We start from the raw sequence: 14,308 nt of genomic DNA on the forward strand, positions 1-14,308 counted from the left end.
TTGGTCACATCAAGGGCAATCGGTCGTTCCGACGGTTTTCCTTGCGGGGCCTGGAAAAGGTTCACACGGAGTTCGGGATTGTGGCTTTGGCCCACAATTTACTGAAAGTAGCAGGCATCCGCCTCGCCGCTTTCTTACAGAAACAAAGGCGAAAAAAAGTTGGACGGAAAACGTGCCTGTTTTCCGCCCAACTTTTTATTTTAGGGACTTATTGGACAGCCCCTTTTTTTAGAATATACACTCTGTCAGATGGAAGAAAAGCGCTGTGGATAATGCGTCATAGTCCCTTTTGGCTCATATCCCCTTAGCTCAGGAGAATTACACCAGGCTGGCAGGATAAGCATGCGTAGACCGACCTGCGGTTTGAAAAAAGAGTTAATTGGAGCGGAAAGCAGGCCTTCCTGATTGAAGGGGATAACAATCAAAAGCACTGCTTATGCAATGCATGCACCCAGAGAAGCAGGATAGATCCGATATTTGATTGATCTGCACCTAAAGTTAGTCACTCGTCTATCAATTAATACCTCGGGTGGAATAATTGCTCCGTAATAAGCAATGTCACATAAGAAAACGCCCCCGTTTCCTTAAATATCCTCAATAAAACCTTTACATTTCTGTTGACACCTAAAAAAATAGTCTGCTATTATTAATACCATTGGAGAATATAAAAGGTTGGTTTTGCACTTGAACGAGCTAAGAAAGATTTGAAACTGAGTTACTTTCTGAGGCGGATGAAGGTATAATCGGGTTTATTTATTCCTCCAGAGAAAATAAATAGGGGGGCAGGTGATGTTCCTCGTGCAAAAACACGACCAGGACTATATTAAAAAGAAAAATAAGGCAACCGTGTTTCAGTTAATCAAGTCTGGCTCTCCGATATCTCGGGCGAAAATTGCCAAGACTACAGGAATGAGTCCGACAACGGTAGGACGGATAGTCGCGGCGCTGTGCGAGCAGGGGTTCGTGAAGGAGGTCAAGGAAGCGGAGGAAGCGGCTGCGACCGGCCTGGGAAGAAAAGCGACCTTGCTGAAGCTGGATCGCACCTCGGTCTTAACCGCCGGAGTCGAGCTCGACAAGTCCAAATTTAAAATCGGTATTGTCGATTTTGACGGACGTATTATTAACTTGCGTGAGGTTCAACGCGAGGTTTCCGAAACTGTGGAGCAGACGATGCATCGGATTGCTGAAGAACTGCGGGCGATGATTGAGCAGGAGCAGATCGAACCCGGTAAAATTATCGGGATGGGCATCGGAATGCCCGGGATTGTGGACGTTCAGAACGGAGAGGTTATTCTGTCGGCTCAACTGGGCTGGAGGAACATCCAGGTAGCCAAGACGCTTAGAGAGTTGACCGGTTATGAAGTGGCTGTCGACAATGAGCTTAAGGTGAAAGCGTTGGCAGAGCATTGCTATGGTGCGGCCAAAGGTTCGAAGCGAACGGCGCTGATCGGCTTCGGCAGCGGAGTCGGCTCGGCTCTAATCATTAACGGGGAAATCTATCGCGGGGAAACAAACAGCGCGGGAGAAATTGGCCATACGATTGTCGATCCTAACGGCGTTATGTGCGAGTGCGGTAAAATCGGGTGCCTGCAAACTTACATAGCGGAGAGCTCGCTTATTGTGGAATCCAATAAAGTTAAACCGATCTCCACGCTGGATGAACTGTTTGAAGAGCGCCGCAAGGGTCAATTCTGGGCGGCCGGTATTCTGGATCGGGCGATTACTTATATCGGCATTACAATCGCCAATGTCATCTGCCTGTACAATCCCGACACGGTCATCGTAAGCGGGGATTTGGTGGAGAAGTATGAGGAGGTTCGCTCCTTCTTCAAGGAGAACCAGCTTCAGCAGTACGTCTGGGAGCCGCTGTGGGATACGTACCGGGTCGTCTACTCCGCTCTTGGCAGCGAGGGAGTCGTTATAGGGTCGAGCCTGTTGGCCCAAGACAAGTTTTTGAGCATTGAATGCTAAAGAACTATCTGGAGGGAAAACGATGAACTTTAAAGTTTTGGTCGAGGAATACCGTGGAGGCGTCCTGGAAAATGTGCATATGGGCGTCGTGTGCGGCCTCAATGAAGAAGGCCGCGTCATCTATTCGGTCGGCAATGAAAATCATATGACGTTCCTGCGTTCGGCCGCCAAGCCATTTCAGGCCATTCCAGTCATTCAGCACGGCGTGGTCGAGAAATTCGGGCTGACTCCGAAGGAGGCCGCTTTGTTCGCCGCTTCGCAGCGGGGGGAGAAATACCATATGGAGACGCTTGAGTCCATTTTGCAGAAGACAGGCATTGCTGAGGAGCAGATCTTGTGCTGTCCGACTTATCCGCTGAATGAAGAACCGAAGGCCGCCTTCCATCGGGAGCACGGCGAGAAACGGAAGCTCTATCATAACTGCTCGGGCAAGCACAGCGGCTTCCTCGCTCTGGCTAAATTGCTCGGATACGAACTGGATGGCTATTGGAGGCTTGAGCATCCGGTGCAGCAATTGAGTCTGGCCGCGATGAGCGAAATGGCGGATTACCCCAAGGAAGAGATTCAAATCGGGGTCGACGGCTGCGGGTTTCCCGTCTACGCTATGCCGTTAAAGCATATCGCCCGTGCGTATCTTAAGCTGGCTTGTCCGGATTTAATCGAGAATCCGGGAACAAGAGAGGCTGTCACCCATATTGCCGGGTATATGAATGCTCACCCGGAGATGGTTGCGAGCCATGATTTCATTTGCTCTGTTCTCCTGGCCGACTCCAATATTGTCGCCAAGGGCGGCGCCAAAGGAGTGTATGGCTTCGGTCTGAAGAAGGAGCGCATGAGCTTTGCTCTGAAGGTGATGGACGGATCGGAGCTGGTATGGCCGACTATTGTCGCTTCGATTCTTGAGCAGATCGGTTATGATAACCGGGAAACGATCGAACGGTTATATGCTCTGGCACCCAAGCAGATCAAGAACGACAACCAGATCGTCGTAGGCGAACGCAAGGCTGTTTTTACTCTATAAGGCTAACTGGCATAAAGCTGACAAGCGATTCGGTTGTCTAGACTATTCTGGCGACTTCCTCCTAACCATGATTTCGATGGGGAGATAAGTATATATTTTAAAAAGGGAGAGAGAAACAGAAATGAAGAAATATTTCATTAGCTTGATGGCTATTGTAATGGCCACCGTTATTTTTGCGGGCTGTGCAAGCAAGCCTGGGGAAACAAAGCCAGAGGGCGACACGGGAAAAGTGGTCAAGAAAGAGGGGAACAGCGTAACGATCGCCGTTAACGCCAACTTTATCACTTTGGACCCGCATAATGCTGCCGATACCCTCTCGATTAGCGGATACCGCACGATGTATCAAGGTCTTCTCGGTTTTGACCAAGACATGAAAGTCGTTCCGGTTCTGGCAGAAAGCTATGAAGCGAGTGAAGACGGGAAAGAGTATGTGTTCAAGCTAAAGGAAGACATCAAATTCCATGATGGCACACCATTCAACGCAGATGCCGTCAAAATTAATCTGGATCGTGTCAAAGATGGCAATCTTCGTATGTCCAAAAGCTTCGCCGTCATTGACCAGACAGAGGTTATCGACGAGAAAACAGTCAAAATCACCCTTTCCAAGCCTTATTCCGCGATGCTGAATAAACTGGCCATGCTGATGATTATCAGTCCGCAAGCACTGGAGCAATACGGCAAAGATATCGGTCAGAACCCGGTTGGAACAGGCCCCTTTAAGTTCAAAGAATGGATGCAAGGGAATCACCTGACGATCGAGAAGAATGCGGATTACTGGGAAGAAGGACTTCCGAAGGTGGACAGCATTACCTTCAAACCGGTGCCGGAGAACGGTTCCCGGGTAGCAATGCTGAAGACAGGAGAAGCCGATTTCGTCTATCCTTTGCCTACTGAGCAAGTGGAGCACATTGATGGCAAAGATGGCATTGTCGTAGAGAAGAATCCATCGACGATTGCTCGTTACATCACGATGAATACGATGAAAAAGCCGTTCGACGACGTACGCGTTCGTCAAGCGATCAACTATGCGATTAACAAGGACGCCTTTATCAAAGTCGTTAAGCAAGGATTTGCCGAGAAGCTGGATTCGGCTATGGCGCAAAAAACTCAGCACTATGCCCAACAAGGCATATATGATTTCAACTTGGAAAAAGCGAAGGAGCTTCTGAAGGAAGCCGGCTACGAAGATGGCTTTAAAGCGGAAATCTGGGGCAATACAGATTCCGAAACGATCAAGGGCATGCAATTTATTCAGCAGCAGTTGGCCGCTGTCGGTATAGAGCTTGATGTGAAGCCGATGGAGGAAGGAACGCTTTCGCAGGAAATCAATGCACCGAATACTCCGGAAGAAGCTAAGGTTCAAATGTGGTATGTAAGCTGGTCTCCTTCTTCTGCGGATGCCGATGCCGCTATCCGTCCTTTGTTTGCGAGCGAAATGTTTCCTCCGAATGGAGCTAACAGCGCATATTACAAAAATGAGCAAGTGGACGAAATGATCGCCAAAGCAAACCAATTGTCCGATCCGGAAGAGCAAAAAACGTACTATTCCGATATTCAAGCGCAAATTTTTAAAGACGTTCCATGGATCTTCCTTGTCGTAGACGACACGGTTTCAGGCAAGAAAAACTACATTGAAGGCATCCATGTGTATCCAGACGGTTCCATCAATGTCCGGGATGCCGAAATCAAGAATTAATTTTATTATCCAATACGATGCTGTGTTGAGCCGTCTTAGTGCTTAACACAGCATCGTTACTAAATGACAGGAACTTAACGTTCGGTGAATGCTGATTACCGGACAGATAAGCTGGGAGGTTTGGAATGTTTTGGCCAAATATGTGTTGAAACGGTTGCTTGGCGTGATTCCGATCCTGTTGATCGTTTCCGTACTTGTCTTTTTCTTTATTCATTTAATTCCCGGCGACCCGGCTCGTCTTGTGGCCGGCAAAGAAGCAACCCTTGAAGAGATCAATCAGATTCGCGCGGAGCTCGGTCTGGATAAGCCAATTTGGGAGCAATATGTTGTATATATGTCCAAGCTTCTGCAAGGAGATTTGGGCACCTCGCTCAAAACCGGTCAACCGGTAACCGAGATCATCTTGTCGCGACTGATGCCTACGGTATGGCTGACCTTGTTCAGTATGGGCTGGGCACTGATTATCGGATTAGTGATCGGAATTATTTCAGCGGTCAATCGTAATAAATGGCCCGATTATTTAAGCATGCTGACGGCTGTCTCCGGTATCTCGGTTCCTCCTTTTTGGCTGGGACTGCTGTTAATTCAGATTTTTTCGGTCCAACTGGGCTGGTTTCCAACCGGGGGTACCGAAACGTGGTCCAGCTACGTTCTTCCTTCCATTACATTAGGAGCGGGAATAATGTCTATGCTGGCGAGGTTTACCCGCGCCTCCATGCTGGAATCTCTTAAACAGGATTATATCCGGACAGGGCGGGCCAAAGGGTTGAAGGAGAGCACGATTGTCAAGGATCACGCGCTCAAAAACTCGATGATCCCCGTCGTCACTATAGCGGGGCTGCAATTTGGATTTTTATTGGGCGGCTCGGTCATTGTAGAGACGGTATTCAGTATTCCCGGACTAGGCCGGCTGCTGATCGATTCTATTTCATTCCGTGATTATACGGTTATTCAAGCAGAGCTGCTGCTGTTCGCTGTCCAGTTCATTCTGGTCAACTTAATTGTGGATGTGCTCTATGGAATTCTTAATCCTAAAATTCGTCTGTCGGATCAGAGTTGAGGAGGGTCACCGTGAATTCAAATGAACTTACTACGCTGCCGGCCGGTGAAGCCGCTCCTGCAGCGAAAAGCGGTCCTATCCGTGATTTTTGGAACAAAATGAAGAGGCAGCGCCTTGCTTTTGCCGCAGGAGTGTTTATTCTTCTGCTGGTCGTCATTGCTATCATTGGTCCTTACATTGCGCCTTATGACCCTGCCGAGCCTGATTACGACAATGTGTTATCTGGCCCGTCCTGGGAGCATTGGGCTGGAACGGATGAGTATGGCCGCGATATTTTCAGCCGGATTCTCGCCGGAACCCGTTTATCCCTATCGGTTGGGATCAGCGCCGTGCTCATCGGAGCTGTCGTCGGAACTATCCTTGGCTTGATCAGCGGCTATTACGGTGGCTGGCTGGACAGGCTCATTATGCGGGGCAGCGACGTTATGTTTTCGTTCCCGGATCTGCTGCTCGCTATAGGGATCGTTGCTATCATCGGACCAGGCTTGATTAATGTCGTCATTGCCGTTGCCGTGTTCGGCGTTCCTTCGTTCGCCCGAATTATTCGGAGCGCGACGCTCGAAACGAAATCGACTCTGTTTGTAGAAGCGGCCCGGTCGATTGGAGCTAAGGACCGGCGGATCATCAGCCGCCATATTTTTCCCGAAACGGTTCCCAGCCTGATTGTCTATTTCACGATGAGAATCGGAACGACGATATTGGCCGCTTCCGGTCTGAGCTTTCTTGGGCTTGGAGCCAAGCCGTCGGACCCGGATTGGGGCGCGATGTTAAGTATGGGCCGGGATTATCTGGAAATAGCCCCGCATGTCGTTTATTTTCCGGGAGCGGCTATCTTTTTGACGGTGCTCGCCTTTAATATTTTGGGAGACGGCCTGAGAGACGCATTGGATCCGAAGATTAAGAACTAGAATAGGAGTAACGCGCTATGGCTCAAAAATTGCTAGAAGTGAAGGGTCTCCAGACACAATTTACTAGAGATCAGGGAAAGGTCAATGCCGTTGACGGAGTAGATCTCCATGTGAACAAGGGGGAGGTTCTCGGTCTTGTAGGCGAATCCGGCTGCGGTAAAAGTGTTACCTCTCTGTCGATCATGAGGCTGCTCAAAAACACTCCCGGCAAAATTGTCGGCGGGACCGTTCATTTCGGTGATCGGGACTTGGCTGCTTTGTCTGAGAATGAGATGCGCAAAATCCGCGGCAAGGACATAGCGATGATTTTTCAGGAGCCTATGACTTCGCTTAATCCGGTGTTGAAAATCGGTAAACAATTGGAGGAAGCGATTAAGCTTCACCTTAAATATGATAAGAAACAAGCCCGCAAGCATGCCATTCATATGCTGGAGCTGGTCGGGATTCCGCGGGCGGATGAAATTATTAACGAATATCCTCACCAGCTTTCTGGCGGAATGCGTCAGCGTGTGATGATAGCGATGGCGATGTCGTGTCATCCGCAGCTGTTGATCGCCGATGAGCCGACGACTGCACTGGATGTGACCATTCAGGCGCAAATCCTCGATTTGATGAAAAAGCTGAAGGACGACAACAACATGTCCATCCTGCTCATTACTCATGATCTCGGTGTCGTCGCCGAGATGTGTGATCGCGTTGTGGTCATGTACTCCGGCCGGGTAGTGGAGGAAGGGAATGTTCTCGATATTTTCGACCATCCGAAGCATCCGTATACAAAAGGACTTATCCGTTCCGTGCCGAAGCTGCGGCAGCCGGTCAAAAGACTCGAATCGATTCCCGGCAATGTGCCGGATCTGACCAATATGCCTGCAGGCTGCAAGTTCGCTCCACGCTGCGCGGAGGCGATGGCGATTTGCCGTGAACGGGAGCCGGAGTTGCAAGTATCCGAAGGGCGAAGCTGTCGATGCTGGCTGTACGATCAAGTGGCCGAAGGGGGGGAATAACGTGGAGAAGCCGTTGGTAGAGGTCAAACACTTACACAAAGTATTTCCGGTTAAAACCGGAATGTTTGGGAAAAAAGCTTATTTGCGCGCCGTGAATGATGTCTCTTTTACTATTCATAAAGGGGAGACGTTCAGTATTGTCGGCGAAAGCGGCTGCGGGAAATCGACCACCGGGCGTTTAATTACTAACCTGCTTACCCCCAGCGAAGGGGAAATTTGGTTCAACGGGCAGGAAATCAGCAGGCTTAACGCGAATCAGATGAGACCGCTTCGCAAGCAAATGCAGATGGTGTTCCAGGACCCCTATGCTTCGCTAAATCCCCGAATGAAAATCAAGGACATCGTGGGAGAACCGCTGTTGATCCATGAATCGATGTCCCCTGCGGAACGGGAGAGAGAGGTTCACAAGCTGCTGGAAGTAGTGGGGCTCAGTTCCTTCCACGGCGAACGGTATCCGCATGAATTCAGCGGCGGCCAGCGTCAGCGTGTCGGTATTGCTCGCGCGCTCGCGGTCAAGCCCAGCCTGATTGTTGCGGATGAGCCGGTATCCGCGCTCGACGTCTCGATTCAATCGCAGGTACTCAATCTGCTGCAGGATTTGCAGGAAGAATTCAACTTGACCTATTTATTTATCTCTCATGACTTGAGTGTCGTAGAGCATATCAGTGACCGTATTGGGGTTATGTATCTCGGCTCAATGGTAGAGGTGGCAGATAAGGATACTTTATATGACAAGCCTCTTCATCCTTACACCCAAGCGTTGTTTTCCTCTGTACCCGTGCCCGATCCTCGCTTGAAGCGGGAAAGAATTGTATTGAAGGGCGATTTGCCGAGTCCGGTCAATCCGCCTTCCGGCTGCCGGTTTCATACGCGCTGTCCGGCTTGTATGGAAGTGTGCAAAACGAAAGTGCCCGAATTCAAGGAAGCGGCGCCGAATCATTATGTAGCCTGTCATTTATATGAAAAGGAGAACGAATGATGAATTTTTCGGTCGGAAGCGAACAGCCCGCGGAAGTCGTCGTTGATTTATGCTGGGAATCGGACGAGCAGCCGATTTCCGGCATCGAACTTAGACCGCATGCGCGGAGCCGTGGAGCGGTCACCTGGTTCTACAGCAGAGGTCAGCAGCCCCATGATCTGATCGTCGGCCTGGGGCCGGAGGAAGGAATCTCTGCTGACCGGGTGCGGGAAGCGGCGGGCAACGCCGCGCGAGCGATTCACAAGGAAGGGTTCAAGACGGTAACTGTCCGATTGGACCGGCTTGTGAAGCAGCTGACGTCGAGTGCGCGTGCCAAGCCGGCTGCAGGTGCGCCGACTAGTGCAGCTGCTTGCGAGGCGGCGGATACGCCGTCTGGTGCAGCTGTACGAGGTGCAATAAGCAGTGCGTCCACCATGCCGGGAAGTCCGGCGGCGGCAAGCACGACTGCGGAAGCGGTTGTCACGGCGTGGGCCGAAGGCTGGCTGCTCGGCTCCTATACTTTCGATTTATATAAATCGAAGAAGGAGGCCCGGACGGTCGAGCAGCTGCACATCGTCGCTTCTGCAGCGGATTCCGAGGATTCGGCTGAAGAGCGGGCGCTGGAGCAGGCGGTAAAGCTGGCCTTCATCCGGGCTGAAGGGACGATGCTCGCCCGAGACCTGTGCAATGAGCCGCCGAATGTTCTGCATCCGGAGTCGCTCGTGGAGCGCGTGGAGGAGCATTTTGCCCATCGTCCGGTTGGCATTCGCATTTATCGCGACGAAGCTCTGGAGCAGCTGCAGATGAACGGTTTGCTGACCGTGGGGCTAGGGAGTCGCTATAAGCCCGCACTGATCGAGCTCACTTATGCAACCGATCCGCAGCTTCCTCTGATCACGCTCGTCGGCAAAGGAATCACGTTCGATATGGGCGGCATGAATGTCAAAACAGGACGGGATCTTAGCGATGCCCGCTTCGATATGGGCGGGGCGTGCGCTGTGCTGGGGGCAATGGACATCATTAGCCGTTCCGGGATTCCGGCGAACGTGACCGCGTTAATAGCGACGGCAGACAATATGCCCGATGCCAACGCTTTCGTTCCGTCGACCGTCATTTCCTATCCGAATGGATTGACGGTGCAGGTTGGCAACACGGACGCGGAAGGACGGCTCGTCCTGGCCGATGCCTTGCTGCATGCCGGCCGTCTCGGCGCCCAAGAGATTATCGATATAGCCACGCTGACCGGCAATGTCGGCCAAGCGCTCGGTCTGAAAATAGCTGGAGCCTGGGGCGACCGTCCTTTCGTCGAAGCTCTCGCCGCCATCGGGGAAGAGAACGGCGACCGAATTTGGCCGATGCCTCTAATCGACGATTACGAGGAATTGCTGCATAGCGACTATGCGGACATGAACAATATGAGTCCGATTCCTTACGGAGGCGCTATTGTGGCCGCTTTATTCCTCCGCCGATTCGTCGATAAATCCGCCCGCTGGGTGCATATCGATATGGCGAACACCGTGCAGTCCAAAGCGGCCAAAGGGTATTACACGGCTGGCGCTACCGGATACGGCGCTCGTCTGTTGGCAGATTTCGTCTCCGCGCGGGCGAGGCTCGCTGCAGACACTGGCAGCCCAGAGGGATAAATGCGAAGATATAGGAGAAGCCTGTGTTAAAGCTTATGGTATGATCAACAATCACTTCAAAATGGCTTCATACAAGGAGGAGTCTATGATGATTTTGGAAATCATTGCTACCAGCGTGGCGGATGCGATAGCCGCCGAACGGAGCGGCGCCCATCGCCTTGAGCTGTGCGCAGCCATGTCCGAAACGGGGCTGACCCCGAGTATCGGTTTAATTGAAGCGGTAGTCGGAGCTGTTCAAATTCCGGTCAACGTTATCGTTCGTCCGCACAGCCGTTCCTTTTATTACAATGATCAGGAATTGTCTGTCATGGCCGCGGATATTCGCCACATTAAACGGGCGGGAGCGGCTGGAATCGTTATCGGCGCTCTTACCGAAGAGAAGAAGGTCGATACGGAAGCCATCTCTCGTTTGTTGAACGAGGCGGAAGGGTTGGATGTTACCTTTCATCGCGCGTTCGATGATATAGAGGATCAGTTGGAGGCTCTCGAAACGATTGCACTCTTTCCGCAAATCCGGCGAATTCTGACTGCTGGAGGACAAGCACCGGCACCACAGTCCGCCGAACAGCTCAAGAGGCTGGTGGATTCAGCGAAGAACACTTCGGTGAACATCATGGCGGGTTACGGAATGACGCCGGAATCGGTGGCGACACTGGTTCCCGCAACGGGCTTGACGGAGGTTCATTTTGGATCGGCCGCTCGCGTCAATCGAAGCTTTACCCATCCGATTGATTCGGCAGCTATAGAAACCATACTAAGCGATCTTAAGCGTCTGAGCGAATAGATCGGAGGATATGAGGAATAGGAATGGAGCAGAACAAGGAATATGTCGTCGGGGTGGATCTCGGCGGCACCAAAATAGCCACAGCCTTATTAGACAAAAGCGGAAGCGTGCTGCGGCGAACCCGGTTTCAGACATCGGAATTGAAGACTGCGGAAGAAGTGATCGACTGCCTGGTCCGATCTGTGGAGGAAGTGCGTGGTGATATGCCGGTCGCCGGAGTGGGCGTCGCTTCTCCGGGAGCAGTCGACACGGAGCGGGGGGTCATTCTGAACGGCACGAATTTGCCGGGCTGGGCCGGCATTCCGCTGCGGCAGGCCATGAAGGAGCGCCTGGGTGTCCCCGTTCAAGTCGTCAATGACGCCAATGCGGCGGCTTGGGGCGAATATTATGCCGGAGCGGGCCAAGGCTCGAAGACGATGGTATATGTGACGCTCAGCACCGGCATCGGCTCCGGCATTGTGCTGGACGGCAAGCTGCTGCTTGGCAGCAATGGAATTGCCGCCGAGCTCGGACATACGATGATCGGCATCGAGGGTCCGAGCTGCAGCTGCGGACGGTCAGGCTGTTGGGAAGCTTACGCTTCGGGGACATCTATCGCCCGCTTTGCCGCAGAAGCAGCCGCAGGGGGAGCTTCCCTCATGACGAAGCTCGCCGCAAGAGACGGGGCTTCGATCGGCGCCCCCCATCTATTCGAGGCAGCCGGGCAAGGCGATCAGGTTGCTCGCCATACGGTCGAGCGGATTACCCATTATATAGCGTTAGGCTTGATGAATGTGGTTCATACCTTTAACCCGGATTGCATCGTCATAGGCGGCGGAGTCAGCCGGGCCGGCGATGCTTTGTTCGGGCCGGTGCGGCTTAAAACAAGCGCGCTGGTTATGGAGCCTTACCGGGAGACCTTCCGCATTGTTCCGGCGATGCTGGGCGATGACGTGGGTGTCGTCGGAGCCGCAACCCTGTGCTTTGAGAGAAAGGAATAGATCACCAGATTCCGATGGAGCTAAAGCTTCATCGGTTTTTTTTCTACGACAGCAAGATTAACTAATGCGGAACACGTGGAGCAAATATTCGTCCCGGTTTAACGGGTTGCCGTCGGTTCGCGCTCTTATCGGAGGATCGGCAATTACTTTGGCGAATCCGGACGATTCCGTCATCATGACGCCTTCGCCTTGGGTAAACGAATGCAAGCTTCTCCTGAAGCCTTCGGTCGCAGACTCGGGAAGCGTGCCCGTCAAAAGCGCGTCATCGTCACGCAATATCGGCTCGTTCACAACTGCTCTGATCCTGGACAGCTTGAACAGCGCCCTGCTCATCGCGGCGGCGGGCACCGTCAGCTCGAACGCATGGACAGGCTCGTAAACGTCTGTGCCCGCACGTGCCAACGCTCCCATCAAGACGAGCGGGACGAGCTTGCGGAAATCTCCCGCCGCCGATACGGGGCTGAAGTACCCCGTATGCGTAAGCGTCACGACAATATCGACGACCTCCCATCCGTACAAGCCTTGTTTCAGCGTGCTGCGGACGGTCTCCTCGATCGCTTTGTGGAACGCCAGCGGCAGCGAACCGAGCTCCGCTTCCAACCGGTAAACGACGCCGCTGCCGGCCGGGCCGGGCTCCACCTTCAACCCGACCGTCGCATAAAACGGGTTGTCCGCCGTCGCGATGACATCCAAAGCATGTCCCGTCCCGACCGGCTTCTCGATGCAGACGACCCGGGTCTCGGAAAACCGCACGGCGACGCCGTACTGCTCCAGCAGCGCCGCTTCGATGACTTCTTTCTGCACCTCGCCGAAAAGACGGAGATAAAGCGTCTGGTGGACATCGTTCTTCGCCATCTCGATCAACGGGTCTTCTTCCGCCATGCCGACGAGCGCTTGGTACAACCGGCTGGCGTCGCCAGCATCCGCCGATTCGATCCGCGTCTCCATCCGGGGAACCGCGAAGCGGACGTGCTTCATCCGGGCGGAACGCTCGCCCAGGACATCCCCGATCCGCACGTCCTTCAACCCCCACACTTTGCCCATATCGCCCGGGCTCAATTCGGCGGCGGAGACGGACTTTCCGTTCAGGAACGCATGAAGCTTTCTGATTTTGCCGGCTCGCGCCGCGATTTCACCCTCCCGGCTTTCCCGCCGTACATCCACCTGCTGCCTGAGACGCAAACTTCCCGAGAACAGGCGGACATAAGCGATTTTTTCGCCCGTCGGTTCCCGCTCCAGCTTGAAAACAACGCCGGACAACGGTGCTTCCGCGGAAGGCGCGTTGTCCGCAAACCATTCCGTCACGCCGGCAAGCAGTTGGGGCACGCCGACTCCGGTAGCCGCGGACCCGAAATAGATCGGGTGCGCCTTCCCGCTCCTGATCCGGTGAGCCAGCGCCGCTCTCACTTGTTCTGCCGTCACGTGTCCGCCGGTCAAATAAGACGCAAGCAGCGCTTCGTCTTCCACCGCCGCCAGTTCGAGGCATTGCTCCATAAACCCCGGATTCGCGTCCCAATCGAACCGGTTATCGTCGAGAGACGCCTGCTTCGTTCCTGCATCCGCTACCCGGTTCAACACGAATGCGTCCTTCGTCAATCCGGTCCGTATGGCCGCTATCAGGGACTCGTATTGCGCGCCGGTTCGATCAATCTTGTTGACGAACAAAATCGCGGGAAGGCCGAGCTTCCGCAACACCGCCATAAATCGCTTCGTCTGGGCTTGTACGCCTTCCACCGCGGATATGACCAGAATGACGCCGTCCAGCACGGACAGCGACCGCTCCACTTCCGCGACAAAATCCGCATGCCCCGGCGTATCGATCAGGTTGACCTTCAGACGGCCGATGCAAAACGAAACGACCGACGCCTTGATCGTGATGCCCCGTTTGCGCTCCAGCTCCATCGCATCCGTCTGCGTGTTCCCATGATCGACCCGTCCGATCCGATCGATCGTTTTCGTTTCGAACAAAATACGCTCAGTCAAACTCGTCTTTCCGGCGTCTACGTGCGCCACAATTCCTATATTGATCACAATCATTGTAGATGAGCCTCTTTTCTCCGTTCATATGGTACTTCTTCCGAATATGGTTTGTTTGCCGCATTCCAATCACGCTCCCATTATTTGTAATGGTTTCATTATACATCGGAAGGAGGAGAAGAGCATAGCCCCCTCTTAAAAGGATTCCCGCCATCATATAAGAGGATGGACAAAGCCATGATTTTCAGAAATGAAATCCGGGTGAATCGGGGTCGTACCTCCAACTCAGTTCGTATCAACTATCCC

General features: G+C 52.9%; 12 protein-coding genes. 11 read left to right on the forward strand and 1 reads right to left on the reverse strand.

Annotated elements, in window-relative coordinates:
- Positions 1-41: 41 nt before the first annotated feature.
- The 11 genes from KJS69_RS29775 to KJS69_RS21585 all read left to right on the forward strand — a co-directional run bounded on the left by KJS69_RS29775 (position 42) and on the right by KJS69_RS21585 (position 12,025).
- Positions 42-308: a hypothetical protein gene (locus KJS69_RS29775; protein ID WP_374706701.1), complete on the forward strand. Its 267-nt coding sequence runs from the start codon at positions 42-44 to the stop codon at positions 306-308.
- 481 nt (positions 309-789) lie between these two features.
- A complete protein-coding gene (locus KJS69_RS21540) occupies positions 790-1,971 on the forward strand; it encodes an ROK family protein (protein WP_249730651.1) in 1,182 nt (393 codons plus the stop codon).
- 22 nt (positions 1,972-1,993) lie between these two features.
- A complete protein-coding gene (locus KJS69_RS21545; protein ID WP_213585860.1) occupies positions 1,994-2,992 on the forward strand; it encodes an asparaginase in 999 nt (332 codons plus the stop codon).
- Between the two features lie 121 nt (positions 2,993-3,113).
- Positions 3,114-4,688: a glutathione ABC transporter substrate-binding protein gene (locus tag KJS69_RS21550; RefSeq protein ID WP_213585861.1), complete on the forward strand. Its 1,575-nt coding sequence runs from the start codon at positions 3,114-3,116 to the stop codon at positions 4,686-4,688.
- Between the two features lie 88 nt (positions 4,689-4,776).
- On the forward strand, positions 4,777-5,748 hold the full coding sequence (gene nikB, locus KJS69_RS21555) for a nickel ABC transporter permease (RefSeq protein ID WP_374706692.1): 972 nt from the start codon (positions 4,777-4,779) through the stop codon (positions 5,746-5,748).
- Positions 5,749-5,825: 77 nt separating this feature from the next.
- A complete protein-coding gene (locus KJS69_RS21560) occupies positions 5,826-6,656 on the forward strand; it encodes an ABC transporter permease subunit (RefSeq protein WP_249730659.1) in 831 nt (276 codons plus the stop codon).
- 17 nt (positions 6,657-6,673) lie between these two features.
- Positions 6,674-7,660 carry an ABC transporter ATP-binding protein gene (locus KJS69_RS21565; protein WP_213585863.1) on the forward strand — a complete coding sequence of 329 codons (987 nt, stop codon included), beginning with the start codon at positions 6,674-6,676 and terminating at the stop codon, positions 7,658-7,660.
- 1 nt (position 7,661) lies between these two features.
- On the forward strand, positions 7,662-8,639 hold the full coding sequence (locus tag KJS69_RS21570) for an ABC transporter ATP-binding protein (protein WP_213585864.1): 978 nt from the start codon (positions 7,662-7,664) through the stop codon (positions 8,637-8,639).
- On the forward strand, positions 8,636-10,261 hold the full coding sequence (locus tag KJS69_RS21575) for a leucyl aminopeptidase family protein (RefSeq protein ID WP_213585865.1): 1,626 nt from the start codon (positions 8,636-8,638) through the stop codon (positions 10,259-10,261). Before KJS69_RS21570 ends, KJS69_RS21575 begins: the two co-directional genes overlap by 4 nt.
- 85 nt (positions 10,262-10,346) lie before the next feature.
- Positions 10,347-11,045 carry a copper homeostasis protein CutC gene (locus KJS69_RS21580; protein WP_306434425.1) on the forward strand — a complete coding sequence of 233 codons (699 nt, stop codon included), beginning with the start codon at positions 10,347-10,349 and terminating at the stop codon, positions 11,043-11,045.
- 23 nt (positions 11,046-11,068) lie between these two features.
- Complete coding sequence (locus KJS69_RS21585; protein WP_213585866.1) at positions 11,069-12,025, forward strand: ROK family protein; 957 nt, start codon at positions 11,069-11,071, stop codon at positions 12,023-12,025.
- A 57-nt stretch (positions 12,026-12,082) separates the two neighbouring features.
- Here KJS69_RS21585 and KJS69_RS21590 read toward each other — a convergent pair whose 3' ends face one another.
- Positions 12,083-14,062 (reverse strand): elongation factor G, encoded by a 1,980-nt coding sequence (locus tag KJS69_RS21590; RefSeq protein ID WP_213585867.1) that lies wholly within the window; start codon positions 14,060-14,062, stop codon positions 12,083-12,085.
- Positions 14,063-14,308 lie beyond the last annotated feature (246 nt).

The organism is Paenibacillus sp. J2TS4 (genome assembly GCF_018403245.1).
In the GTDB taxonomy this organism is placed as follows: Bacteria; Bacillota; Bacilli; order Paenibacillales; family NBRC-103111; genus Paenibacillus_L.

Bases quoted from the DNA above. Each gene is read 5' to 3' on its own strand.
- KJS69_RS21540 (WP_249730651.1), top strand. From the start codon at position 790: ATGTTCCTCGTGCAAAAACACGACCAGGACTATATTAAAAAGAAAAAT.
- KJS69_RS21545 (WP_213585860.1), top strand. From the start codon at position 1,994: ATGAACTTTAAAGTTTTGGTCGAGGAATACCGTGGAGGCGTCCTGGAA.
- KJS69_RS21550 (WP_213585861.1), top strand. From the start codon at position 3,114: ATGAAGAAATATTTCATTAGCTTGATGGCTATTGTAATGGCCACCGTT.
- nikB (WP_374706692.1), top strand. From the start codon at position 4,777: ATGCTGATTACCGGACAGATAAGCTGGGAGGTTTGGAATGTTTTGGCC.
- KJS69_RS21565 (WP_213585863.1), top strand. From the start codon at position 6,674: ATGGCTCAAAAATTGCTAGAAGTGAAGGGTCTCCAGACACAATTTACT.
- KJS69_RS21575 (WP_213585865.1), top strand. From the start codon at position 8,636: ATGATGAATTTTTCGGTCGGAAGCGAACAGCCCGCGGAAGTCGTCGTT.
- KJS69_RS21580 (WP_306434425.1), top strand. From the start codon at position 10,347: ATGATGATTTTGGAAATCATTGCTACCAGCGTGGCGGATGCGATAGCC.
- KJS69_RS21585 (WP_213585866.1), top strand. From the start codon at position 11,069: ATGGAGCAGAACAAGGAATATGTCGTCGGGGTGGATCTCGGCGGCACC.
- KJS69_RS21590 (WP_213585867.1), bottom strand. From the start codon at position 14,062: ATGATTGTGATCAATATAGGAATTGTGGCGCACGTAGACGCCGGAAAG.